This window comes from Sporosarcina sp. P12(2017) (assembly GCF_002743035.1).
GTDB lineage: Bacteria > Bacillota > Bacilli > Bacillales_A > Planococcaceae > Sporosarcina > Sporosarcina ureae.
This window is the reverse complement of record NZ_PDYL01000014.1, coordinates 1-25,223: the sequence shown is the minus strand read 5'-3', so window position 1 is coordinate 25,223 and position 25,223 is coordinate 1. Positions and strand designations below refer to the sequence as shown.

At 38.3% G+C, this 25,223-nt stretch carries 29 protein-coding genes; 13 read left to right on the top strand and 16 right to left on the bottom strand.

Annotated elements, in window-relative coordinates:
• Positions 1–38 precede the first annotated feature (38 nt).
• Positions 39–746 carry a B3/B4 domain-containing protein gene (locus CSV80_RS12110; RefSeq protein WP_099671286.1) on the top strand — a complete coding sequence of 236 codons (708 nt, stop codon included), beginning with the start codon at positions 39–41 and terminating at the stop codon, positions 744–746.
• A complete protein-coding gene (locus tag CSV80_RS12105; RefSeq protein ID WP_143560492.1) occupies positions 740–1,255 on the top strand; it encodes a hypothetical protein in 516 nt (171 codons plus the stop codon). The genes CSV80_RS12110 and CSV80_RS12105 overlap by 7 nt, the downstream gene beginning before the upstream one ends.
• Before the next feature lie 275 nt (positions 1,256–1,530).
• Here the strand turns inward: CSV80_RS12105 and CSV80_RS12100 are convergent, their stop codons facing one another.
• On the bottom strand, positions 1,531–1,860 hold the full coding sequence (locus CSV80_RS12100; RefSeq protein ID WP_304442300.1) for an NAD(P)/FAD-dependent oxidoreductase: 330 nt from the start codon (positions 1,858–1,860) through the stop codon (positions 1,531–1,533).
• A gap of 311 nt (positions 1,861–2,171) precedes the next feature.
• Between CSV80_RS12100 and CSV80_RS12095 the strand changes: the two genes are divergently transcribed.
• The 3 genes from CSV80_RS12095 to CSV80_RS12085 are packed head-to-tail and all read left to right on the top strand — an operon-like array spanning position 2,172 to position 3,272.
• Entirely contained in the window at positions 2,172–2,414 is a 243-nt protein-coding gene (locus tag CSV80_RS12095) for a DUF2798 domain-containing protein (protein ID WP_099671284.1), read from the top strand.
• Positions 2,407–2,856: a MarR family winged helix-turn-helix transcriptional regulator gene (locus CSV80_RS12090; RefSeq protein ID WP_099671283.1), complete on the top strand. Its 450-nt coding sequence runs from the start codon at positions 2,407–2,409 to the stop codon at positions 2,854–2,856. Before CSV80_RS12095 ends, CSV80_RS12090 begins: the two co-directional genes overlap by 8 nt.
• Positions 2,857–2,894: 38 nt before the next feature.
• Positions 2,895–3,272 (top strand): cbb3-type cytochrome c oxidase subunit I, encoded by a 378-nt coding sequence (locus CSV80_RS12085; RefSeq protein ID WP_099671282.1) that lies wholly within the window; start codon positions 2,895–2,897, stop codon positions 3,270–3,272.
• A gap of 434 nt (positions 3,273–3,706) precedes the next feature.
• Here CSV80_RS12085 and CSV80_RS12080 read toward each other — a convergent pair whose 3' ends face one another.
• From CSV80_RS12080 to CSV80_RS12065, 4 genes are all read right to left on the bottom strand, one after another.
• Positions 3,707–4,372: an anti-sigma factor gene (locus CSV80_RS12080; RefSeq protein WP_099671281.1), complete on the bottom strand. Its 666-nt coding sequence runs from the start codon at positions 4,370–4,372 to the stop codon at positions 3,707–3,709.
• Positions 4,369–4,917, bottom strand: a complete 549-nt coding sequence (locus CSV80_RS12075) for an RNA polymerase sigma factor (protein ID WP_099671280.1) — start codon at positions 4,915–4,917, stop codon at positions 4,369–4,371. The genes CSV80_RS12080 and CSV80_RS12075 overlap by 4 nt, the downstream gene beginning before the upstream one ends.
• 136 nt (positions 4,918–5,053) lie before the next feature.
• Entirely contained in the window at positions 5,054–5,518 is a 465-nt protein-coding gene (locus tag CSV80_RS12070; RefSeq protein ID WP_099671279.1) for a COG4315 family predicted lipoprotein, read from the bottom strand.
• Positions 5,519–5,607: 89 nt separating this feature from the next.
• Complete coding sequence (locus tag CSV80_RS12065) at positions 5,608–6,372, bottom strand: extracellular solute-binding protein (RefSeq protein WP_255407655.1); 765 nt, start codon at positions 6,370–6,372, stop codon at positions 5,608–5,610.
• Positions 6,373–6,750: 378 nt separating this feature from the next.
• Here CSV80_RS12065 and CSV80_RS12060 point away from each other — a divergent pair, with 378 nt between their 5' ends.
• The 5 genes from CSV80_RS12060 to CSV80_RS12045 all read left to right on the top strand — a co-directional run bounded on the left by CSV80_RS12060 (position 6,751) and on the right by CSV80_RS12045 (position 12,837).
• Complete coding sequence (locus CSV80_RS12060; protein ID WP_099671278.1) at positions 6,751–8,424, top strand: ribonuclease J; 1,674 nt, start codon at positions 6,751–6,753, stop codon at positions 8,422–8,424.
• A gap of 346 nt (positions 8,425–8,770) precedes the next feature.
• The gene (locus CSV80_RS17875) at positions 8,771–9,010 is read left to right on the top strand and encodes a hypothetical protein (protein WP_233201573.1); all 240 of its coding nucleotides are present in this window, start codon (positions 8,771–8,773) and stop codon (positions 9,008–9,010) included.
• 62 nt (positions 9,011–9,072) lie between these two features.
• A complete protein-coding gene (locus tag CSV80_RS12055; protein ID WP_304442296.1) occupies positions 9,073–10,131 on the top strand; it encodes an IS4 family transposase in 1,059 nt (352 codons plus the stop codon).
• 169 nt (positions 10,132–10,300) lie between these two features.
• The gene (locus CSV80_RS12050; RefSeq protein WP_099670866.1) at positions 10,301–10,495 is read left to right on the top strand and encodes a hypothetical protein; all 195 of its coding nucleotides are present in this window, start codon (positions 10,301–10,303) and stop codon (positions 10,493–10,495) included.
• A 776-nt stretch (positions 10,496–11,271) separates the two neighbouring features.
• Positions 11,272–12,837 (top strand): APC family permease, encoded by a 1,566-nt coding sequence (locus CSV80_RS12045; protein WP_051210552.1) that lies wholly within the window; start codon positions 11,272–11,274, stop codon positions 12,835–12,837.
• 269 nt (positions 12,838–13,106) lie between these two features.
• Here CSV80_RS12045 and CSV80_RS17870 read toward each other — a convergent pair whose 3' ends face one another.
• The 10 genes from CSV80_RS17870 to CSV80_RS12005 form a co-directional block, all read right to left on the bottom strand.
• Positions 13,107–13,265 carry a group II intron maturase-specific domain-containing protein gene (locus CSV80_RS17870; RefSeq protein WP_232321282.1) on the bottom strand — a complete coding sequence of 53 codons (159 nt, stop codon included), beginning with the start codon at positions 13,263–13,265 and terminating at the stop codon, positions 13,107–13,109.
• Positions 13,266–13,642: 377 nt separating this feature from the next.
• Complete coding sequence (locus CSV80_RS17865; protein ID WP_233190987.1) at positions 13,643–13,987, bottom strand: reverse transcriptase family protein; 345 nt, start codon at positions 13,985–13,987, stop codon at positions 13,643–13,645.
• An 853-nt stretch (positions 13,988–14,840) separates the two neighbouring features.
• Complete coding sequence (gene xsc / locus CSV80_RS12035; RefSeq protein WP_099670867.1) at positions 14,841–16,616, bottom strand: sulfoacetaldehyde acetyltransferase; 1,776 nt, start codon at positions 16,614–16,616, stop codon at positions 14,841–14,843.
• Between the two features lie 50 nt (positions 16,617–16,666).
• Positions 16,667–17,605 (bottom strand): selenium metabolism-associated LysR family transcriptional regulator, encoded by a 939-nt coding sequence (locus CSV80_RS12030; protein WP_099670868.1) that lies wholly within the window; start codon positions 17,603–17,605, stop codon positions 16,667–16,669.
• Between the two features lie 65 nt (positions 17,606–17,670).
• Positions 17,671–19,026: an aminotransferase gene (locus CSV80_RS12025; RefSeq protein WP_029054158.1), complete on the bottom strand. Its 1,356-nt coding sequence runs from the start codon at positions 19,024–19,026 to the stop codon at positions 17,671–17,673.
• Positions 19,027–19,070: 44 nt separating this feature from the next.
• Complete coding sequence (gene ald, locus CSV80_RS12020; RefSeq protein ID WP_099670869.1) at positions 19,071–20,207, bottom strand: alanine dehydrogenase; 1,137 nt, start codon at positions 20,205–20,207, stop codon at positions 19,071–19,073.
• Positions 20,208–20,405: 198 nt separating this feature from the next.
• Positions 20,406–21,128: a GntR family transcriptional regulator gene (locus tag CSV80_RS12015; protein ID WP_029054160.1), complete on the bottom strand. Its 723-nt coding sequence runs from the start codon at positions 21,126–21,128 to the stop codon at positions 20,406–20,408.
• A gap of 561 nt (positions 21,129–21,689) precedes the next feature.
• Positions 21,690–21,857, bottom strand: coding sequence for an aldo/keto reductase (locus tag CSV80_RS17860; protein ID WP_233201575.1), 168 nt, complete (start codon positions 21,855–21,857; stop codon positions 21,690–21,692).
• A 54-nt stretch (positions 21,858–21,911) separates the two neighbouring features.
• On the bottom strand, positions 21,912–22,124 hold the full coding sequence (locus tag CSV80_RS17855) for a hypothetical protein (RefSeq protein ID WP_233208486.1): 213 nt from the start codon (positions 22,122–22,124) through the stop codon (positions 21,912–21,914).
• A gap of 206 nt (positions 22,125–22,330) precedes the next feature.
• The gene (locus CSV80_RS12005; protein WP_255407658.1) at positions 22,331–22,834 is read right to left on the bottom strand and encodes a LysR substrate-binding domain-containing protein; all 504 of its coding nucleotides are present in this window, start codon (positions 22,832–22,834) and stop codon (positions 22,331–22,333) included.
• Between the two features lie 100 nt (positions 22,835–22,934).
• Between CSV80_RS12005 and CSV80_RS18185 the strand changes: the two genes are divergently transcribed.
• The 3 genes from CSV80_RS18185 to CSV80_RS11990 all read left to right on the top strand — a co-directional run bounded on the left by CSV80_RS18185 (position 22,935) and on the right by CSV80_RS11990 (position 24,151).
• On the top strand, positions 22,935–23,300 hold the full coding sequence (locus CSV80_RS18185; RefSeq protein ID WP_099670872.1) for a transposase: 366 nt from the start codon (positions 22,935–22,937) through the stop codon (positions 23,298–23,300).
• Between the two features lie 99 nt (positions 23,301–23,399).
• Positions 23,400–23,582, top strand: coding sequence for a helix-turn-helix domain-containing protein (locus tag CSV80_RS11995; protein ID WP_099670873.1), 183 nt, complete (start codon positions 23,400–23,402; stop codon positions 23,580–23,582).
• Positions 23,583–23,593: 11 nt separating this feature from the next.
• On the top strand, positions 23,594–24,151 hold the full coding sequence (locus CSV80_RS11990) for a transposase (RefSeq protein WP_158231986.1): 558 nt from the start codon (positions 23,594–23,596) through the stop codon (positions 24,149–24,151).
• Between the two features lie 860 nt (positions 24,152–25,011).
• Here CSV80_RS11990 and CSV80_RS11985 read toward each other — a convergent pair.
• Positions 25,012–25,223, bottom strand: a 212-nt coding sequence (locus CSV80_RS11985) for a hypothetical protein (RefSeq protein ID WP_233208485.1), incomplete at its 5' end; no start/stop codon positions are given.

Below are 25,223 nucleotides of genomic sequence, written 5' to 3'. Positions count from 1 at the left end.
ATGATAAGATGAAGTAAAATTACAAGCAGGTGATACTGATGCAACTTACTATTGATTCTTCTATATTCACGAAAATCCCTGATTTTAAATTAGGCATAATCTATTATAACAAAACAATCGTCTCTGCATCACCTCAAATGCTAAAAGGACGATTACAATTATTCCAAGAACAACTATATTTCGAGCTACTCGACAAAGATTTGACGGATTTCAACGGTCTAGCGGAATGGCAATCCATTTGGACAACTCTCGGTGCAGACTCGTCTACTAAGCCGCCAGCTCTTCAGTTACTCTTACAACAGATCAAAGATCGTCGCTATACCTCGTCCTTCCATAGTGCAGAAGATCTGAACACTTTCTTTTCCTTGCAATACGAAATCCCAACAGTTATTTATGATGCTGACAAAATAGCGGGAGATATTATGTTATCTGTCGGCACGGCTGAGGACGGCTACGAAGGATTGAATAATCAATTCAATACCTTTGAAAACATCTTACTTCTAAGCGACGGATACAGTCCGTTTGGTAGTCCATATGTTGATTCAATACGAACAGCCGTAACAGAGGAAACCGAAAACATCATTCAATTGCTTTTCATTCATCCTTCGCTAGATAAAGAAAAGGCTCAACAATTAGCTGAAGCTTGCGGGAAAATGTTCACCAGCATAAATGGTGGCGACTATCAGAGTTCTGTATTGGATAGTAAGAATCCAGACTTTATACTAACAGACGAGGTGAAATCATGAACATTACATTAGCTGAAGGTATTAAATTAAAAAGTATCTTATCTAAACAATTACGTGAACTGGAAACAGAAGCCCAACGAGTCGCTTTCATAACGGTTGAAAAAGGTGCACCACGTCCAATAATAAGCCGAACATTAAAAGACGTAGAAGCCGAGATGGAACAAGTTAGACTAGATCAACGCAAACTAGACTATCTCATCTACGTAGCAAACAGCACAAATACAGTAGAATTTGAAGACAAACAATTATCATTAGTTGAAGCCATTGAACTAGCTATCCAATTGCGTGCAAAGTCTTCTTACTATAAACAATTCTCTTTAGCTAGTAAAGAAGAAATACAATATGGTTTTGCCGAATCCACTACGATTTATCGTGTAGCATTATTTGATCCAGAAGAATATCGACTGAAAGCACATCAAGCAGAAAAAGCTGCCCACCAACTATCAAATCGCATTAACATGAAAAACTATACAATCGTTCTTGACTTTGATGGCGCTAACTACTTTTAACCTCAAAAAGGTGAGACTCCTTTTTGAGGCATAGAGTGGGGAATATGAACTTAAACTTGCTGAAACCAATTACTCGTTACCCTTTACACATTGACCAATGACCTATTACCAACTATGTCCATGGCAATGAACCCTTACTAAGTAACACCCTTTCATATTTCTCCTCTATGGCCTGCTGCCTGTCATTTTGACAGGCAGCAGGTATTTTTATAGCTTTCCATTGTACAAAGAGGTGGGCTAGAGCTAGCCAGAAGTAATCTGAAGAATATTTCATGTTAAGTAAAAACACTTGTGCTATGAAGTGGTTGAAGTCTCGCTTTTGGGTCTATATATGCTTTCGCATGATTCACGGCTATAGGTGCTTCACCTAGGCCTGTTGCAATTAACTTCACTTTTCCATCGAATGTCGTAACATCCCCTGCTGCATAGATTCCCTCAATATTGGTTTCCATTCGTGTATTGACCTTGATACAATTTCGTTCCAATTCAATACCCCATTGTTGCAACGGACCGAGCGAAGTAATATTTCCATAATTAACAATAAGGTGATCAGCCGCTATTCGCTGTTCATTGCCATCCCTTGATGCGAGTACAACTTCAGTAATTTCCCCGTTCGATCATTCAATTACTTTCACAGAAAGCGATGTTTTCACATCTACCTTTGATTGCATCAGCTGATTCACACTAGTTTCATGTGCTGTAAAACGCTCTCTTCTGTGAATGAGCGTAACGCTAGATCCTCTAACATCAACGCCGCCACAAACGATGACTTTTTAATCATTAAAAAGTCATTCATTAAATAGAAAAAATAAGAATTAAATCAATTAAACTTTAACACTTGCATATGCAAGTATTTCGAGGATACAATAGATTATAATACTTGCATATACAAGTACTTAGGATAGGGGGTGAGGTTTTGAGAAAAATAGATGCTATTCTTTTCTCTGTATTCATGTCAACATTCATGAGTGTCCCAATGTCATTTGTGATGACTGCTGTGAATGTTGGTTTTACTAGTATTTTTATAAAAGCGTTTCTAGGAAGTACAGTAATTGGGACAATTGTTGCAATTCCAGTAGCTTTTTTGGCCATGCCAATAGTGAGTAAACTTGTAGCTTTAATTATGGGTAAAATCGAACGGAGGTTAGTAAATGAATGAAAATGATGTATACAGACATGAAGATCTACCAGGCTTTATTATTAACCAAACAGCAAAGTTAATAACAGATTTATTACATAAAAACTTTATATTAGCCAATCAGGAGATTACACCGGAGCAATGGATTATTCTCGATGAACTATGGTCTAATGATGGTTTAACTCAATTGAAAATAGCGCAAGCCACCTTTCGTCAGCAAACCAGTACGTCAAGAATCATTGATAATCTAGTGAAAAGAGATTTGGTATATCGTTCTCCAAATCCTTTAGATAAAAGAAGTAATCTCATATATTTAACAAAAAGAGGAAAGGATTTGCATCAATCGTTAATTAAAACAGTCAAACAAACAATGGCTCATGCAGTGAGTGAAATTAATGAAGATGAATTAAACAATTGCCTGCAAGTATTAAATAAAATTTCAGCTACTATTTCTAATAAGTAGTTGTTTGTTGTACATCATCAAATAAGGAGTGGTTAAAGTTGGGGATAAAACTTATTAAAATATCAAGTTTATATTTTGTAGTTGGTGTTGTATTAGGAATGGTCATGGGGATGGCAGGTTTGTATCAATTTATGTCCACCCACGCACATATCAACTTATTAGGATGGGTTTCCATGACGCTATTTGGTTTGATTTATCATTCATTCCCTAGTATCACCCAGAATATATTAGCAAAAGTTCATTTTTGGCTTCACAATATTGGATTACCAATTATGTTGCTTGGTCTGATTGCTTTTGGGCTAAGATACAATGCATTAGGTATTCCATTGATGAGTATTGGCGGAGTTCTAATCGTTATTGCGACTGTCATTTTTTCTATTAACTTGTGGAAAAACTTACATCAACCGACAAATTAATTTCGGGTATTAGCATGTACCTCCAAACGTAAATTGGGCGACTAATTAGTGTAGGGAATGAGTATTCATGGACGTACGTTTCACTTGCCTTAGTTAGAAGGTGGCTGTAAGAAGCCCGAGGAGGAATTGAGTCCGAGATCTAGAACACGCTAATCCAGCTTGAAAGACAGGTCAGATTTTAAGCGTTTTACTAAGTCCTTGATGGTCGGAATACGTTCGATATAACGCGATTGCATTCACCATCATTTCTCCATGGATACCACATAGGCTCTGTTGTCGTATAATAGTCAAAGGAAGTACCTCCAGTCGTTTGGGTGTTTTAGTCGACTACCATTATACAAGACTTGGGAGGTACTTCTTTTTTGATGCCTTGAAACCAGTGGGAGCCAAGGGCTAATAATTATGGAATTCATTTAAGTACCTGAAATTGAATTTCAAGTTCCAACAATTTTCTTTCCTCTAGGCTGTTTACTTTTAGTATTCGGTTCCAAAGTAATCCCTATAGTGTCAAATGAATTAAGTTTTGACATGTCAACTGTTAGGACACCGTAACCTTCCTTATCTGGTCTAAAGATACCCGCACTTTGGCGTTGACCATTGTCGATCAACCACACTTGGTATACTTCTTGCCCTTTCGTTTGAGGGAAATCAAATACATTTACGACGAGCTCCTCTTTTCCACTTTTGTTTAGTAAAAATGCTTGACCATATACTTCGCCCTCTTCCCCTTCTGCAACATTTAACTTCATGGTAGCTGATATCTCACTGAATTTCTCTACTGATGGTCCCTGAATAAGGGGAGTAGTTAACATAAAAATACCTAACAACATCGCGGCACTCAAACTAGTCGTCAGCGGAGTAAACTGGTTACGTACCGATTGGATTAAAGTTTTTATTTTTCCCCATGGCGTTACGTTCTCATCTTCACTCTCGAGCACAAAATTCAACACTTCTTCTTTTAACCCTAATGGTTCTTCTACAACTTCAAAATCGAAATGCATAGCTTCCCATATTTCATCTTCCGCTCCAATCAGATCACTTAGAAGGGATTGATCAGACAAAGACTTTTTTTCGCCTAGATCTTTATTGTCATTTTTCATTGTTGCTCTCCCCTTTCCAAGTTTAATCTTAACTGTTTTAATGTCTGATGAAGCCGACTTTTTATTGTACCAAGAGGTTCTTGTTCGATTTTGGCGATTTCCTTAAGTGTGCAACCTCTCCAATATAAAAGATTGATTAAACGCCTTTGTTTCTCTGTGAGTTCAAGTTTTGCATTCTGTATTAACTGCACGTCGATATGCTCGTCAATTTTATTTTTCGGATCCGCAATATATTCAATCGAATCATCGTCGCTCATAAACTTGTGTCGCCGTTCTTTCTTTACATAGTCTAGACAAATATTTCTCGTAATTGTTAATAGCCAATTGATAAATTTCCCTTTTGACGCAGTATAATGACTTTGAGTCGTCCAAAGCCTCAAATAGACAAGTTGGGTAATCTCCTTTGACATTTCCATTTGATTATTGGAAAACTTGTAAGCATAGCTATATACAAGCTTACCGTATCGGTCATATAATTCCTCAAGTGCGTTGCGGTTCTTCACTTTAACTAACCGAAACAGTTCCTCATCGTTTTTTGTACGCACACAACTGCACCCCTTCCTGGGAGAATATTCTCATTTCTTTAATCATACCAATTAGATCGCTTACTGTTAACAGGAAGAAAGTTATGGACATACAAAAATATAGGAGAAACCATTAAGGTTTCTCCTTTTACACAAGTTATTTTCCTAACTCAGTCTCGTTATTTACTACATACCAGACATCTTTGACGCCTTCCCCATTAACGTCTCCCTGTGCCTCGTCCTTCACAAAGTAATAAAGTGGATACCCTTTAAACGTCAACTGTTCTTCACCATTATCTTCCCTAGTGATGCTACCGAAGTCGGCCTTATCATAACCATCTGGCACTTCATAATCACTAGCTTTTACAAGCGGCCAGTTTACAAGGCAGTCATCTGTACAGTTACTCATTCCTTCAGCGTCTTTTTTGAAATAATATAATGTCATCCCTTCATCATCCGCTAAATACTCGCCAGTGTTGTCATTCGATAGGACTTGTAGGGCCGGCCCAACCGGTTCTGACCCATTGCTCTCGTCTTTGACTGATTCTGTACTTTCATTTCCACATGCAGCTACTACGCCAAGTACAATTAACAACAGTAATCCCAAAAACCATTTTTTCATCATTTATTCCCCCTATACCAAAGTTTTTTACGCGTTCACTTAAGGTAACGACTTGAATGGATAAACGGTTTGCTGTTTTTCAAAACTCTTTACTTCCATCCCCATTTTCGAAAAACTTCATGGGCTTCTTCTGTTTGTAAATAAGTTAAAAAGCTTTCCGCTGCCTTTTTATTCGCACCTTTTACTGTTAAGGCTGCTGGCGTCCCTCTATATAACTTTTCTTCTTCCGGAAACGTTACCAAGTCCGTTTCATTTTGAAGACGGTAATGCCAAGATTCATATGTGATCCATGCATCGATTGTCGAATCTGAATTCCAGAGTTCTATTGCCTCAGCACTCGTTTTAACTGAAAACGCAATATTTTGTTGTATACCGGGGATTAGTCCTTTACGACCCGCCAAATCTTCCCAAAGTCCAAGTTGACCGGCTCCGTTGACATCGACAATGCGGACTTGATCTTTCGTTAAATCAGCAAACGTTTGAATACTTTTTGGATTTCCTTTCCTCACAAGAATTCCTGCGGGACGAGAATATAATTCAACCCAAGAGTCTTCTTTTACTAATCCTGGATGGGAAAATAAAAAGTTACGTAACATGTAGGAAGAGCCACCGTAAATAATATCTGCATCTTGTTTTGCATTATCAATCCATTCCCCTTCCGGTCCCGCAATCACTTGAACCTGAATGCCTTTTTCTTTAGAAAAATGCTTCGCTAACTCTTCCATCGGACCAAAAGGACCACCCGGACCATAAACATAAACAATATTATCATCCTTTTTCGACTTAACTTGCTTTTCACTATCCATGCCAGTCATCAAAATCAATCCCGCAACAGTCAGAATGACGAGCAGCAAAAAAAAAAATTTTCTTCAATCCTCTCGACCACCTTTCAAATAGTACTTCTACTAAAGGAAACGACGGAAAAGACAAATGGTTTGATAGAAAATTTTTTTTAAAGAAACGCGAAGTTATTCAAAAGAGGTAAGGGACTTTCTTCAACAAGAAACGTTTGTAGTATAAGACTGAGTCAATTTTTAGTTGGAGATAGTTAACGATGTGAAGAATTATTCGATTATATAGGCAGTGGCTTATCACAATAAGAAATAAGCGGATTAAAAATAACCAATGGCGAATATATATAATATTTGTTCATGTTACATAAATTTCATTATTATGGACACCTTAACCTACATCTAACTTATTGAACATAACTTTGTGGGAGGTTTTTCGTTTTGAATATAGCAGAAAACACGTTATCTATTTTTGCTTTGGGTGGCATAAATGAAATCGGAAAAAATATGTACGTACTCCAATATGAAGATGACATCATCATTATCGACTGTGGTGCCAAGTTCCCAGATGAAACCTTATTAGGTGTGGATTTAATTATTCAAGATATATCATACTTACAAAACAATAAAGATAAAATCCGTGCATTGATTGTGACTCACGGGCATGAAGATCATATTGGTGGTATTCCATACTTACTAAAACAGCTAAGTATTCCTATATATGCGACTAACTTGACCCTCGGTTTAATTAAATTGAAATTGAAAGAACACGGACTTCTACGTGCAACGGAACTAAAGACGATTAATGCGGATTCGAATGTTGAGGCAGGTACGCTAAACATGACATTTTTCACTGTAAATCATAGTATTCCCGATTGTCTAGGAATTGCGATTCATACACCAGTAGGGACCGTTGTACACACAGGCGACTTCAAGTTTGATTTAACACCTATAAATGAGAAGTATACAGATTTTCATAAAATGACCGAGATCGGGAACCGTGGAGTGCTGCTTCTATTATCCGAGAGCACTAATGCTGAACGCCCTGGTTTCACACAATCTGAACGCGTAGTTGGCGAACATATTGAAGATGCTTTTCGCAAGGCCAACCAAAAAATATTTATCTCTACATTTGCATCAAACGTTTATCGGGTTCAGCAAATCATAAATGCTGCCCTTAAAACAAATAGAAAGGTTGCCTTGCTTGGTAGAAGTATGGTGAATATTGTATCCGTCGCAGCAGAACTCGGATATTTAACAATACCTGATGGCACTTTAATAGAGGCAAATGAAATCAATCGGATGGCACCTGATGAGATTGTCATTATCTGCACAGGCAGTCAAGGAGAGCCTATGGCAGCATTATCACGTTTATCGACTTCAACGTACCGTCAAGTATCTGTATTGGCTGGAGATACGGTCATTCTTGCATCAAGCCCTATACCTGGTAACGAAAAAAGTGTGTCACGCATCATTGATAATTTATTCCATTTAGGGGCCAAAGTTATCTATGGATCCGGTAGCACATCAGGTATGCATGTTTCGGGACATGCCTTCCAGGAAGAATTAAAACTCATGCTAACCTTGATGAAACCAACATATTTCATTCCCATTCATGGTGAATTTCGTATGCTTCAGCAACATCGAACATTAGCCGAATCTGTTGGCGTGAAAAGTGAGAATATCTTCATTATTAACAATGGAGATGTAGTAGATATTAACAACACTGCTGCTAGTCAAACAAGACGAATACAAGCCGGTAATGTTTTCGTGGACGGACTAGGTGTTGGAGACGTTGGGAAAATTGTATTACGTGATCGTAAATTGCTTTCAGAGGAGGGAATGCTGATTGTTGTGATTTCCCTAAGCAAAACTGACTGGCAGATCATTTCAAATCCTGATATAATTTCCCGTGGATTCGTTTATGAACGTGCTGCGGAGGATATTTTGAATGAAGTGAATCAGCTAGTTATTACTATCGTTAACGAATCAAGACAATCGAATGGGGATAAACGAAATGATTTAAAACATAATCTAAAAAAATCAATTGAAAATCTATTATATACTCAAACAAAAAGAAGGCCGATGATTCTTCCCTTTATAATTGAAATATGAAACAGGCTTCACAAGCCAAATAGTAATATCAAGGAAAAAAACTTAAAAAAGGCACCGCCCAAGACGGTGCCTTTTTCAAGTTTTGAAAGGTATTATAATCGCCATACATGCCACCTCTTCCGATAAGATCTGTTCCTTCTATTATATAGGCTCAAATTGAAAGAATCAAAAAAGCATTTACTTAACTTTCGCACTAGAAAAATAGTATGTAACCATTGATAGTGTTAGCACTAGGGCTTGCCGATTAGTAACCTTGACATCTACAATAAGAAATGAAAAAACACCTCATTCTTTGGTAAAGTGAGATTGTCTAAGAAATCACTACCACAGAAGAGGTGTCCCTACTATGATAGATCAAACGAGCCCACATAATCAACTGCCAAAGGAATTGGATTCTGTTTTTACCGAGCTGAAAATCAATAAGCATTTGCGCGAAACAGGCATTCGAAAATCCCTTGGTTTCAGCTGTTCGTACTTATTCCAGCTGGTGTTCTGCCTGATTTTCCAGCACAAGAATTGGTATTCTCTACTCGACTCGAAGAAAGCAGACAACTATCCAGCCAAGATGCCGTGTATCGATTTTTGAAATAATCCACGTTCAATTGGCATCGTTTTCTCCTTCTTTTAAGTACATTCACCATTCAAAAGGTGACTCGCCTTACAGATAAAGATCGGCCGAAAGTGTTGATCATCGATGATTCTGCGTATGATCGAAATCGTAGTAAAAAAGTAGAATTATTAGCACGCTGCTTTGATCATGCGTCCCTGAAAATGCGCTTTTACAAAGGTTTTCGCATGTTAACCTTGGGATGGTCGGATGGCCATACGTTCCTGCCTATCGATTTTCCCTGCTCAGTTCGAAAAAGTCTCAAATTAATAGCATTTCTCAAGATATCGAAAAACGCACTTGCGGCTATAAACGTCGAGAGAATACGCTTCAGTCAGCCCCTAAACAGATTGCCTGACATGATTAGACGGGCCCTGGCAAACGAAGTGGAAGCCAGCTATGTCTTGATGGATTCATGGTTCACCCTGCCTCCACTTGTCAAAGCCATCGTAAAGCAGGGATTGGACGTCATTGGCATGGTAAAAAAAACAAAGCAGCGCTACCTCGTCAATGGAAAACCGGTTTCCTTGAAGCAACTGTATCAACTGGCGCAGCCTGTCGAGTCCAAGAAAGGGATTCTTCGTTCCATCGACACGGTGATGAAGAATGGAACGCCTGTTAAGATTGTTTTTATCCAGAACAGGAATAAACGCAGTGAATGGCTTGCCATCCTTAGTACCGACTGCAGTCTAGCCGAACAGGAAATCGTCCGGATTTACGGCATGCGGTGGGATATTGAGGCCTTCTTTAAGACGGCCGAGTCCCTTTTAAGATTGGAGAAGGAATTTCAAAATCGCTCTTTCGACGTGCTAATCAGTCATACAATAATTGTTTTCGCGCGCTATATCGTACTTACGTGGCAAAACCGCTGCCATACTGATCAACGCACACTTGGTGGGCTTTTTTATGAGCTGTGCGACGAAGAAAATAAACTCGATTGGGCTATCGCTTTACAGCAGTTGATCGGTCTACTTGAAGATGCTCGCAAACAGACGAATTCAAAAATCAAAAAGTTAATTCAAAGTCAACTGGAACGGTGGATCGCTGCTCTGCCTAGTTATATCAAGGCTTATTTGCCGATTTCAGTCTGCGAAAGTTGAGATACTATGATTAGTAGCGGTGAAGAACAGGCCGATAGATGGCTCATATCGCTAGGTAAGTTCACTTTTGTTGCGTTAGCTTCTACAGCAGAATGACATGTAGAAGCTAGCGCAACAAAAGGAAAAAACCGAGAAACGGATCCATACGGCTAGAGAGGAGCTTTCTTCATTGCCTGGAAGGGCATCCACAGAGACGACTGATCAACCTTCATTGGAACTAGAATTGGAAAACAAGCGATTTCTGGATGTATTGCGAATTGCGATGCATAATGCGGGGCAAATGTTACTGGATGTATTCAAGTGTTGTTACTCTAATCCACGGGATATACATAAAGTCCTGCAAGCCACTGCTAATCACAAATAGAAGATGGTTACATGTCACTACATAAAGGAACTTCCATCAAAAGGAATTTACCGTGGAACAAACACCCTCTTATCCTCCGAAGGGTAATGTGCACTTCACCTTATGGCAGTGCTGCTTTGAATCCTCAAATCCTTTTCCCCTTCCCATTTCTAAATGAGATAGTGGTTTTAAAAAGTATTCTCCTCGTTACATTGACGGGACCAACCAACTTTTTACATATTCACCATAAAGCTAATTATTCAGTTCGAATTATTATTTCATGAAAACACGACGGTATATAAAAATTAACCATAAACCTTATCTCACTTTCCAATAACTCTAATTTACAGAAATTGTTGATTATTCAGTATTTAACCGCTAGAATTTAATCTATAGACATGATTTAACCCCAATAAGATAAGGTTTGAAAATCCCTTAAGAGTTTATTGTGAATTCAAATATTTTTTTACAATGGGCAGTAATTTCGGAGAGGAGCGACTTTAAACATGCCAAGTAAACCGTCTTAGCTCTATATTTTTATCACAGCTTTGAAGTTATAAGCTATTATCGCTTTTGTTAAACATGTGTCGGTATACTTCTGCTGCGTTTCCGATTGGTGTACCTAATTTCCCCCTTCCTCGGATCCTTTTTGTGCGATATTTACTATTTTACCACTTTTCAGTTTCGGTCAGGAAACAATCAAGGCGATTTTGGCTTTTCGGGTGTGAATCATAGACACTTTTTAAAAAAACTATTTTGATAGCGCTTACAAAAAATAATGACGAGGAGGAATACAAATGGAACAACGTGAACAGTTACAGAGAACATTAAAACCACATTGGGTTTGGGCAATTGCTTTTGGTTCGGCGGTTGGATGGGGAGCGTTTGTTTTACCAGTTGATTGGATGGGAATGGCGGGACCACTCGGGGTCATTATTGGTTTCTTAATTGGAGCGCTCTTGATGATAATCATCGGAATTAGCTACGGTTTCCTTGTTGAAAAGTTACCCATATCTGGAGGTGAGTTTACCTATGCTTATTATGGATTAGGTAGATATCATGCATTTGTATGTGGATGGTTTTTAACGCTTGGCTATATGTCGATTGTAGCATTAAATGCATCTGCTATAGCACTTCTAGGAAAATTTGTCTTACCATCTATTGTTGAACGAGGTTTTATGTATAGTATTGCTGGATGGGAGGTTTATGCGGGAGAGGTTGTCATTGCCTGTATCGCATTAGTAGTTTTTGCTTTTATAAATATACGAGGAGCGGACTTATCCGGATTTTCTCAATTTGTATTTTGTGTCGCATTAATAGTTGGCTTAGCTTTACTAACAATCGGTATGATTCTACATCCAGCCAGCTCTTTTACGAACATACAACCACTGTTTAATCCAGGGGTAGGAGCTTTGTCATCAATCATTGCCATCGTTGCCATTGCACCCTGGGCATATGTTGGGTTTAGTAATATACCACAAGCGGCTGAAGAATTTGACTTTTCTCCTAAAAAGTCATTTAAATTAATTGTTATCGCTCTACTTTGTGCAGGTTTTGCCTATTGTTTATCCATAATAGCTACTGGTGTAGGTCAATCTTGGACTAGTGCTGTTGAAACAGGATCTATTTGGGGAACAGGTACTATTGTCGAAAATGCCTATGGGATTTGGGGAGTTATTTTACTTTCCTTTGCTTTAATGATGGGTATCTTTACCGGACTTAATGGTTTTTATGCATCAACTAGTCGACTACTGTTCGCAATGGGAAGAGCCAAAGTCCTTCCAGCAGCATTTGGAAAATTACATCCCAAATATAAAACACCATATATTGGTATTTTATTCACCTTGGCTGTAACCGTTTTCGCTCCATTATTTGGACGACAAGCGTTATTATGGGTAGTTGATATGTCGGCTCTTGGAGTAACAATCGCCTACTTCTATACCTGTTTTATAGCTTACCGTTTACTTAAATGGTCAGATGCATCCGCAAAGAATCCAAAAGGAATTTCCATTGTTGCACCAACACGTAAGTTTTTATGTTTACTAGGTGTAATCAGTAGCACAGGGTTTTTCCTTTTACTTGTCGTACCAGGTTCACCCGGATTCCTAGGAACACCGTCATGGATCGCCTTATCTATTTGGGTTGGACTTGGTGGTATCTTCTTTATTACTAGATTTAAAAGTTATAGTGCCATTCCAAAAGGTGAAATGGATCATTATGTTTTGGGGGATTATGTTGATAAAAAAGCAGAGGATTTTACATCTGTCTTAGCTCCTGTGGCAGCTGCAAGTGCAGATATTGAAGAGCCAAATGTTGAAATGGATTATGTTGATAAAAAAACAGAGGATGTTCCGGTGCCTTAACTTCTGTTACAGCTGCAAGTATTGAGGATATTAAATAATCAGCGCCGATATTCAAACGAGTAGGAGGGAGTGATTACCTCCCGACCTCTCACACCACCATACGTATCGTTCGGTATATGGCGGTTCAATTAAGACTGATGACGTAAATTTACGTATCGTGATAGTAGACTTTTGAGCCCTCGAAAACTCCAGTAGGAGTTTCCGAGGGCTCTATATAATAAAGGACTTTTGGAAGTTCTCCAGTAACTTTTACGTGAGTTACCCTATTCCTATGCCTTAACTTTCTGTTCACCTAATCCAATGAGTTTTCTCGCCTTCTTACTTCGTTTCTTCCAGTTTTTCCACGTAGACATTCGAAGCCTTCTTCTAATCCAAGAATCAAAGTCTCCGAAAACACTTGGCCCTCCCCCAAAACGAAGGAACTGCACCAACCCAACAGGTATTGATTTAATTTCTTGATTCGATAATCCATGGGATAGGATTTCTTCCTAGAGGTATCTCGCGGATTTTATTCTTTATCCGCTTTAAACTTTCTTCAGGAATCGGAACCTTTGATTCTTTCTGAAAAGTAAAGATGAATCCAAGAAACTTCCTCTTCCAAGGGCGGTCCATCGCGGATCTATTCTGATTAACTTTCAACCTAGGTTTCCCTTCGATAAATGAAGTGATGGAATCCACGAATCAATTTTCCGATTTCTTTGTTTTCACATAGATATTGCAGGCATCGGCGTATCGGACAAAGTTATGTTCCTTTTTCTCCAACTCTATATTCAGTTCATCTAAGACAACATTAGAGAGTAGAAGACTAAGAGGTCCTTCTTGTGGAGTTCCTTCTGCACTTGTTGTCACCAGACCACTTATATATGGTTCCAGATTTCAGACGGCTACGGATTGGCCCGAGTAGACGTTTATCTTCAATTTGCTTCACAAGTGTTCTCGTGAACCTATAATGATTCACCATGTCTAAGAACTTCTCTAAGTCCATATCCACAACCCTACGATTCCCCCCTTGAATATATCCTTTTGCTCTCCTTATCACATCACTGGCGCATCGATTTGTTCGAAACCCAAAGCTATGGATTGAAAATGTCGGATCATATAAAGAGGTTAATTCGTGGGCAATGACTTGTTGAATGAGACGATCTGTCACGGTAGGGATACCTAATAACCGCACTCCACCATCAGGTTTCGGGATTTCTTCCCTGCGGACAGGCTGTGCCTAGAAGCACCCTAAAGGGGTTCCATTTTGCTGGTTTCATAGTGTTCTAGGATGTGCTTCCGCAGGTCTTGTACGGGTATTACATCCACGCCGAGGCCACTGAAAAAGTCCTGGATTATAGGTTGAACTACGAATTGTCCATTTGACACGCTTTGGTGCATTTTGGATGCCTCCCACTAAAAAGGTGCCTTCGCTAGTTATTCCTAGGCAACTTTAGGACAACTACTTCGTCAGTACAGTGTGTATTGATAACACGCAGGTCTATCGGTATGCAGATACAAGGTGCGATGGCCATATTTGCGGTCAATCTCAAACGAATTAGAGCATTGATAAGTGAAGCCGGGCAATCAGTAAAGGAAGCTGGGCGATTGAATGTATTTTCAATGTAACAAATTCTCATTTACGATTGGATAAAGAATTTCAGTGCCTCAGTTACAAAGCATTTATTTATTGATTTACTGTTTTACGTGTGTTGCAATGAAGTAGAGATGATCCACTTCACCAAATACCTATTGACTATTTTGAACTAATAGGTACCGTGTTAGCTGCAGATTCCCTTATAACTGACGAACAAATTCACAAGACTTTTCACAACAATTGTTTCTCTATTCAAGTATAGCCTGATAATTTACCTCCTTCAGCCATTTTACATCAAGGCCGAAAACTTATTTATTGTGCCTGAAAGGTTAGTTAATAGATGATAAATGTTATCTCTTTCTCATAACAAAACATCTCCATGCTAGCATAGGCCAGTATGGAGATGTTTTTGCTTACTTATTTATTTTTATTTTTTCCATGCATCATGATCTAGGTGTTTATATTTATCCAAAAATCTTGTTGGCATTTTTAATGCGTCTTTTCTAAATGGTGGTGCAAGCTGTGTCCCGTCCACGAAGATGTTTAGGACTGCTGGCTTACGTTGCTCCAAAACCTCTTTTACTATCGGTCCAATATCCTCTGGATTAGTAATCGTATGGCCAATTGCTCCCATTGATTTAGCTACTTCAGCGAAATCAGGCGCATCAATATCGGCGCCGACAAAGCGGTTATCATAAAAGTCGACTTGATTCTTTTTCTCTGCTGCCCATGATTTATTGTTAAACACACAAGCGATAACAGGAATATCTTGTTCCACAGCCGTGCTTACTTCATGCAAACTCATTCCCCATGCACCATCACCAATGATGGCTACTACTGGTGAATCCGGCTCGGCCAGCTGAGCTCCAAGTGCTGCTGGATAAGCAAAGCCAGTATTACCAAATGTTAATGCTGCGATATGACGTCTAGATTGATTGAATTTCAGGTATGCATTGGCAGTCGATGATACGTTTCCAATATCGGATGAGATAATCGTGTTTTCAGGCAAGGCTTTTCTTAATTCTAACAAGGCACGACGTGGGTTGATTGGACTACCGTCTACCATTGCCAAGTCGATCAGTTCTTGTTCCCATTCTTCCTTGACCTTGCCAAGCTCTTCCAAACGATCCTGTTTTTTCTCTGGAGATGGTAGGGCAGAAATTAATTGTTTATAAATCTCGTCACTCGCTGCTTTTGCATCGCCAATAATTCCAACCTCCACGGGATGTGTTCGTGCGATTTGTCGTGGGTTAATATCGACTTGAATTATTTTAGCGTTTTTCGGGAAATAATCAATATCGTAACAAGGTAATGTTCCAAATACCGATAGACGTGTTCCAATCGCTAGAACGACATCTGCTTTTTTCAGCGTATGCATTGCAGCTTTTGATCCCATATAACCAATTGGCCCAACTGCAAGTGGGTGATTTGCAGGGAAAGCATCATTGTGCATATATGTTACTGCAACAGGTGCTGTTAAATGCTCAGCTATTTGAGCAACCGCATCAATACCATCTGCATCTACTGCGCCACGTCCCGAAATAATAACAGGGTATTTTGCGTCTTTTAATAGTTCCACAGCTCTCTTAATCGATGCGGGGTCACCACAACCTCTGGCATCAACACGATACTGATGTGGCTGCAGAATTTGTTCTTCCAGTTCTCCATAAAATAGATCACGTGGAATATCGAACAATACTGGTCCGCGCTCAGCATACGCAATTCGGAAAGCAGTACGCAGACAATCAGCTACACGGCTCACATGTGTTACGCGGACTGTTTCTTTCGTAATTTCTTTAAAGATGGAAACTTGGTCACATTCTTGGAATCCATCCCAACCAATTGTAGGCGTCCCTGCTGAAGGGGAGATAATAACCATTGGTGTATGTGCTTGGTTCGCAGCTGCAACGGACGTTACCATATTTGTAATTCCTGGTCCGTTCTGTCCAACAAGAACCCCTGCAACACCGGAAACACGTGTAAAGGCATCCGCCATATGTCCAGCACTTTGTTCATGACGAACCGATAAGAATTTTATACCAGCTGCCGGGAATAAATCTAGCATATCCATAAAGGCCGAGCCCAAAATACCATAAACCTCTTTAACACCTTCCGCTAGAAGTGTTTCGACGATTGCCTCGCTTGGTGTCATTTTAACCTTTTGATTCGTTGCTTTTTTCACCATTGTTTGTTCTTTTACCATTTTTAAATTCCTCCTCCAAGTATAATTACTGATTTTTCAATCTATTTACATCAAGCATTGCTCGTCGGTAGGTGGATTAGAGTACCTACTTCTTTTTCCCGAATAATACTTCGTAACTCATCCAAAAATAATTCAGTTGATGATTTTAAAACGCGATCTTTACAAAATGCGATGTAAAAGGAGCGATAAAAAGATATATTTTTAATTGAATATGTCTTTAGCAATTTTAATTTTAATTCTTTTTTTATCGCACTTTTTGAAATGAACGACACTCCCAAGCCTAATTCAACAGCCGTTTTAATAGCCTCAGTACTTCCAAACTCCATAACTATATTTAAATCATTTAATGAAAGTCCGGCCTGTTTTAAATATTTATCCACAACAGCTCGTGTACCTGATCCTTTTTCCCTAATAATAAGCGGTGTTTCTTTCAGTTGATCCAATGAAATATTCAGTTCATTATTAGAAAAATAATCTGGTGCAGCAATCAAAATAAGTTCATCTTCTAAAATTGGTTCCAGAGTAATTTGTGGATCCTCTATTGGTGTTTCAATTAACCCAACATCAATTAATTGATCTTTAAGATTATCTACGATTTTGTTTGAATTCTCGATCTTAACACTCATTTGAATGAGTGGGTACGAATCTATAAATCTTTTTAAGAACTCTGGAAGTATATACTCACCTATTGTTAGACTACATCCCATACTTAAATCACCAGTTATAGTGTTTTCCATTTGCAAAATTTCCTTTTGAGCTGAATCACTTAAACGGATAATCTCTTTGGCATATTTCAATAAAACATGTGCGGATAGAGTCATTGCTACCTTTTTCGTAGTTCGCTCAAATAGCTTAGTATTTAGTTCTTCTTCCAGCGCCTTTATTTGTGATGTAATCGTAGGTTGAGTAACATACAATATTTTTGCTGCGTCAGAAAAGCTTTTCTTTTCAGCAACCGCAATAAATGTTTTTAATCTTTCGTAATTCATCTATATTACCTTCCCATCCATCCCGCTCTTTACTCCAGATTAGCAGCATGTGAGTCAGGGTTAATTTAGAGACTACGAATAACAGATTCTACTGTTTCAACGATGAAATCCAAATCCTCTTCCGTGCTTGTTAATGGTGGTGCAACGATGATAACATTATTTTGACCTGGGACAGTGTCACCATTTTTACCAATAATCAAGCCTTTTTGTTTGCACTTGCCAACGATTTCAGCCATCTTCAAATCATCCAGAGGTTCTTTTGATTGTTTATCTTTTACCATTTCCAACCCAAGTAGAAAACCAACCCGCCTAACTTCCCCAACATTTTCGTGGTCTATTAGACTATCAAGTTTACCTAATTTCGTTTCGCCTAACTCACGTACACGATCAACGATATTTTCCCTCTCAATAATTTCAATATTTTTAAGTGCAACAGCACATGAAGCTGGATGACCACCATAAGTGGAAACATGTCGGAAGTGATTATCTTTTCCTTCCTGATTAAACACATCATAGATTTCCGATTTAACAGCTGTAGCTCCAAGCGGTAAATAACCACTTGTTAAACCTTTTGCCATTGTCACAATGTCGGGTTGAACGCCTTCTGCATGCATGAAGCCAAACATTTCACCTGTTCGACCATAACCGGAAACGACTTCATCCATAATCAGTAATACATTGTACTTTTTACAAATTTCCGCAACGCGTTGAATATATTTATTAGATGGGATAATGACACCTCCACCTGAAATGAACGGTTCCATAATGAAGGCTGCTACAGTCTCTTCTCCTTCCCAATTGATCATTTCTTCAAGCATTTGCGCAGCTTTTAAATCAGACTCTTCCGGATCTCCACCAAAGATTGAGCGATAGCTATAAGGTGGATATACATGTAAAAACCCTGGCGCCCCTGGATCATATTTGACACGGCGATTTGCTTGTGCGGTTGCACTTAATGCCCCAAGTGTCGATCCATGGTAAGCACGATAACGCGAAATGAATTTAAATTTGCCTGGATTCCCCGTTTGGCTGTGGTATTGACGCGCGATTTTAAAAGCCGTTTCATTTGCCTCAGAACCACTATTAGAAAAGAAGGTTTGATAACTCGCACCTAACAATTCACTTATTTTCTTCGCCAATCCGACGGCAGGTTGATGATTCATTGTTAACGGAAAATAAGATAGCTTTTTCATTTGTTCTGTGGCTGCGTCCACTATTTCTTGACGCCCATAACCAAGATTCAAACACCACAAACCTGACACACCATCGAGGTATTTATTTCCGTTCTCATCTGTAAACCATGATCCTTCACCTGATACTCCAACCGTTTGCTGTGCATTTGGATTGTGGCGATGCATTGCATTCCATAAATGAGATGTTGTTTTTTCCATCATATTACTCATTTCAACTGCTGTCTTCATAGGTCTTTCCCCCATTCTATTATCATTCTAACTTAACAGTAGGTTCAAAAGGAAGAAACTGGATTTTCAGTAAAGATAGTAGATAGTGATTTATAAGGCATGTTGTGTGTAGTGGCAACCTTTTCGTATGTTACAAATCCATCATGTGTATTTACACCTTTGGCAAATGCTTCGTTTGTTTCAACCGCATTCTGTAATCCTTTATTCGCGAGTAAAACACCATAATGACTTGTATTGTTCGTCAATGATATAGTTGATGTTCTCGCTACGGCACCAGGCATGTTTGCAACAGCATAATGCAATACGCCATTTTTCAGATATGTTGGGTCATCATGTGTCGTAATACGGTCAATTGTTTCAATCGATCCTCCTTGATCAACTGCAACATCAATAATGACAGACCCCTTGGACATTTTCTTTACCATATCCTCAGAAACCAATATCGGAGCTTTAGCGCCTGGTATCAGTACTGCCCCAATTAATAGATCTGCATGTTCTACTGCCTCTTGAATGTTTAGTGGATTTGACATTAAGGTTGTGATAGTTCCACCAAACATATCATCCAATTCACGGAGACGATTTGCATTGATATCAATAATGGTTACATTCGCTCTTAGACCGATCGCCATTTTCGCGGCATTTGTTCCTACAGCACCACCACCAATGATGACAACATTTGCTGGTTTAACTCCTGGTACACCACCAAGAAGAATACCTTTTCCGCCCTTGGAGTTTTCTAAAAACTGTGCACCAATTTGAACCGACATCCGCCCAGCAACCTCACTCATTGGAGCTAAAAGTGGTAATGAACCATTACTGTTCTGAATTGTTTCATAAGCGATTGCAGTTACCTTTTTCTCAACAAGTTGTCGCGTTAAATTTTCCTCGGCAGCTAAATGGAGGTACGTAAATAGAATTAAGCCTTCCCTTAAGTAACTATACTCTTCAGGTTGCGGTTCTTTGACCTTCATCACCATCTCTGCCGCCCATGCTTCACCCGCTGTAGCTACAATTTCAGCACCTGTTACTCTATATTCCTCATCCGAGAAACCGCTTTCATTACCTGCCATGCTTTCCACCAACACACGATGTCCTGCATGCACAAAAGCCGTAACTCCAGATGGTGTAAGTGCAACTCGGTGTTCATTGTTCTTAACTTCACGAGGAACCCCAATAATCATGAAAATCACTCCATTCTCCCTTAATTAACCAGCACAACATTTATGCGATAGGTCGTGACGTCCGGACCAGTTGTAGTAGGTTTATAAATAGTGTATACGAAAGTGGTATTAGTTTACAATGTTTTTTTTCAATTCAGATATTTGAAAACTCAATACATCTTATTACAATACGTAATTATTGGGAGATAGCATTTAATACTACCCGAATTTTCGTGATAGATTCATTTTAAAGGAATACATATCACTCCGATAAAATGCTTCTTCCATTTCAACAACAGAACCAGCTTGATCTTTAATAATTCGCACTGCAATCATAAAATTTGTATTAGCTGGAACATCCAAATACTCCATATCCTCTGGCAACAAATACCCACTCGAAATCGTTTGATCTGCCTCGGCGAACTGTATACCTAGTTCATTTTGAACTAAATCGTAAAGTGTAGCATTATCTAAATTATATTTAATTAATTCTTCTCCAATCGCAATTGGATAATAATGTCGTTCAATACCAATTGGAATATCATCCGCATAACGCACTCTTTTTATAAAATAGGCTTCTGTAAACCCAGTTCGCTCCTGAATATAAGTCGACGGTATAGTTTTGTAATGCGTAATTAGTTTTGCCCCAGGTTTCATTCCTATGTCACGGATGGCTTCCGTCGTACTACTTAAATTCCCAAGCCAATCATGAATCGGTTTTAACGAAACAAATGTACCTTTACCGTGCCTCTTTTCAAGAATCCCTTCCCGAACTAATAGATTGATGGCTTCACGCACCGTACTACGGCTAATGTTGTATTCTCCTATAAACTGGCGTTCACTCGGAATTTGTTCAGAAAAAATCCCTTCCGCTACTTGTTTTTCAATGATATCTTTTAATTGAATATGCAATGGTATCGCACTAGTATAATCAAGTTTCACTTCGGATTTCTCCTTTCTCATTGTTTCTACAGGATAGCAAAAATTGAGAAATTGTAAAGAATAGGCATATTTTTTTGATATAACAGGACTCGGGACAAAGTGAATTTCTGAGATAATCAAGAAATGGGAACTCAGTAATAGTAGGCATTAGAGACACCTACAGCGAATATATTTTTTGTGGTTTACCCACAAAACAAAATTCTCTCTTTTCCAGAGAATCTGTAATGCTACTATATGATGTGTTTGATTTAGGCTGGGAACTATAAAAACTAGACATAATGTCCCGAGTCCTGTATTTACATCTTGTACTTAGATGTTTTCAGGTTGTCTTCATTTTTGTAAACACATATCAACCTAAACGTGAGACTGTTCCGATAGAACGAGGTAAAGTAAAAACGCCAAGAGGAATTTTTCCCTTCGGTGTTCTTAAGGTGGGCAATGTATTATTAAATGCTTTTACTAAAGCTAGCACAGAAGCATGTACATAGGTTTTTGCTTACCCATTGCCCGCTTTCCACGCCCCTTTAATTTCTAGATGTGCCTCATCCTTGTAAAACTGTATCAATTTGGCCATTTCCTATTTGTGAAATCTTCTACGTTTATTGCTTGCAAATTATCTTCTCCTTGAGCAATACTTTTGAATCCGGGTATTACACAAGAAATCGCATCATGTTCTAAAAACCACTTTAGTGCTACCCGTGTTATATTGCCCCTATTTCCAGCAATCAAAGAAAGTTTATTGCTTATTTCTACACCTTTTTCAAATTTTAACCCTGCAAAAGTTCACACAATATTAAATGCTTTCCCATCTCGATTAAAATTACGATAATCATCTGATTCAAACTGAGAATTGGCTTTAAATTTACCTGATAACAATCTGCTTGCTAATGGAACACGTACAAGGATGCCTACGCCTTGTACTTTTGCTTGTGGGTATAGTGCTTCTAATGGCTTTTGAAGAAATAGGTTAAAAAATGACTTGCAATGTACTAACATTAGGTGGCTCAAGGCAGAATAAACCATCTTTAACGGTTTCCACACTAACACCAAAATAGCGAATTATCCCTTGTTCCTTCAAAATATCAAGTACTTCAAATAATGATCATCCCTTAAAATTTCCATTGATGGACAATGTATTTGAAACAAATCAATTTGATCACCATTGAGTCGTCTTAAGCTATCCTCACAATACTCTGATATTTTTATAAAGTAGTTAATATTTTATTCATCCTTAATAGATCAATAAAAACTTTCAATGCTTTTGTCTGAAATGAAGTTTTGGTAACAATAGAAAATTGGCGTGAAAGTGGTAAACCTTTTATTCTTATAACTTTTAAATCCCCATTCTTAAATTCCTTTTGGATAGCCCACTGGGATAGCAGACTAATACCTAAACCCGCTTCCAAGGAGACTTTGATCGATTGAGTACTACTAAACTGCATTAATTTAGCGGGCGTGATTTCAAAAAGTTGAAACAATTTTTCCGTTGCTTCTCTTGTACCAGATCCCTGTTCACGAACAATCCAGGTTTCATTTTCTAAATCTATTATTCCCACTTGAGCTTTCCTTAGTATAGGACTATGTTCAGCTGATGCAACAATAACCATCGAATCCTCCGAAAGTTCTTCAACAATTAATTGGGAATTACTGAAATGCCCCTCGACAATACCAATATCCAGTTGATGACTCGCCACTAAGTCGGCAATTTTAGCCGTAGTAACGTAAGCGTCAAAAAGGTTCTTTCCACCGTTGGTTGAATCATTGGTGTATTCCGATATAATTAATTAAAAAAGATGTAGGAGGGTCATCGATCTCATAGAATCAAGAGAGAAAGAAGATGTAGTTATCTGGCTTTCTCTTTTTCCTAACATAAAATATGTATCAAGAGATGGATCTCTTACCTACTCCGCTGCTATCCGAGAAGCTCATCCAAAAGCCCACCGCATCAGTGATCGATTCCATTTAGTGAAAAATTTGATGGACGCAAGTACGATCTGTATGTATAGAATTTTGGCTGGACGAATTGTCATTCCAATAACCAAGGAACAGAACGCTGTGAACGGACTATTAACGAGTAAACTTTCACGACGTACTATAATCCTCTGGGTTAAGTCCTTAGCGTCTCAAGGTCGCACTATCCAAGATATCCGAACTCAGACAAAATGTAACTGACAAACTATACGAAAATATATTAAAATGCGAGAAGAAGAAATCCCTAAAAGTTCAGTGGATTAGCTCGGCCGTGAACATACTGAAGCAATCCAGAGGATTATGGATAAAGTCAAAGAAGTGAAAGCTTTACACGAAAAAGGATATAGTAATAGAAAAATAGCTGATGAAACAGGCTATACAAAACTTACAATAAAAAAATATTTATCGCCTAATTTCAACCCTATCAAGGTCAATATGGTGTTCAACGCCACTGAAAATTGTCCCCTTTTAGAAATGAAGTAATTACCTTGCGCTTGAAAGGAACAACATATAAAGAAATCACTATTTCCATTTGTAGAAAAGGATATACAGGATCAGAAGCTGCGATTAGACAATTTATAGCGAAAGAAAAAAGGTTGCAAGGTGATTTACAAAGCGATTTTATTGCTGGTGCCACGGAGATTGTGGAAAGAAAGTGGCTTATAAAGTTACTCTACAAGCCACTAGATAAGGCGAAGGCAATTTTCCCCGAACAAATAGAATTTATTGTTAAGAAATATCCACTAGTTGGTACATTAATTCGCCTGGTTTGGCGTTTCAAAGAAATTCTTCAATCGGGTGAGAAAGAGTTATTACATGGATGGATTTCAGAAGTAGCAGCCCTTGAAATAAATGAATTGACTAGCTTGCTCAATGGTATTAAAAAGGATATAGTTGCGGTTAAAAATGCATGTACGCTTCCATATAACAATGGATTAGCTGAAGGAAGCATAAATAAGTTAAAAACTATCAAACGGATCATGTATGGCAGAAATAGTTTTGAACTTCTACGGAATAAATTATTATTACTTGAATCTCGTAAATTCGACTAACAATGCAAAGAACCGTCAAAAATTGAACACATATTAATAGAAGAAAATTCGTGAGATACTCCTCCCTTAGAACATATTTTGGGAGGTATTTATTTGAAAAGAAAAGAGATAGAAGCATATTGGTCTGCGAAGATCGATGAATATCAGAACAGCGAACTAGCACTTTCTGAATGGTGCGAAACAGCATAGGTCGCCGTCCATAATATGAAGTATTGGCTTCGTAAGCAGTCACCAATTAATCATACCGGACATCAGGAGACCAGTTGGGTCCACTGTGTGAATCCAATCAAAAGGTTTCTATGAACTATGTGAGTGAACGACTTGGACATAAGGATGAAGAGACAACTTGGAAGACCTATTCGCACATCTTAAATGAGATGAGAGAAAAAGATGAAGATGAAAAAATTTCAATCTTTGAGAACATGTTTGTGTAATCCTTGTGCACAATTTGTGCATAAAGTTTTCAAATCCTATCGTTTTCTCTCGTATTCACTCAAAATAAAAAAGCATCTACAAACGCTGTGTTATCAACGTTTGTAGATGCTTTAGGCCTTCTCAACTTAACTGGAAAAGACCAGATGATACCCGAGGCCGGTTTCTTTTATCGCCTATGGATACTTTAGGTACAATACTTCCGGCAATGATTGTGTATAATTTGTGCATAATCATTTTATTGTGCATTTTAGCCGTTTACTCTTTTGACAGAGTAAACACTTTTTTATGCTAATATCTTCCTAAAACATTCGGCAATCAGCTGCTAAATAAATATGGTTTCAAATTGCATTCTTTGTTTTGAATTTTTCCAAAACATGTTAAAACACATAAATAGTTCAGCTTCTATTTAATAACTTCCACGTTTATTATTTTTCTTCACTAAGCCAATTATTAAGCCAGTTAATTTCTTCTTGTGACAAGGGATCTTCTTTTTCTTCTCTAGCAATTACATTATGCCAATTCGCTTCTTCCCATTCTAAATGTGCTTCCCAATCACGCATAACTTTAACCGCTTTTTCTGTTTCTAATTGGTGTCTAGTTTTGAAAGGTATTATAATCGCCATACATGCCACCTCTT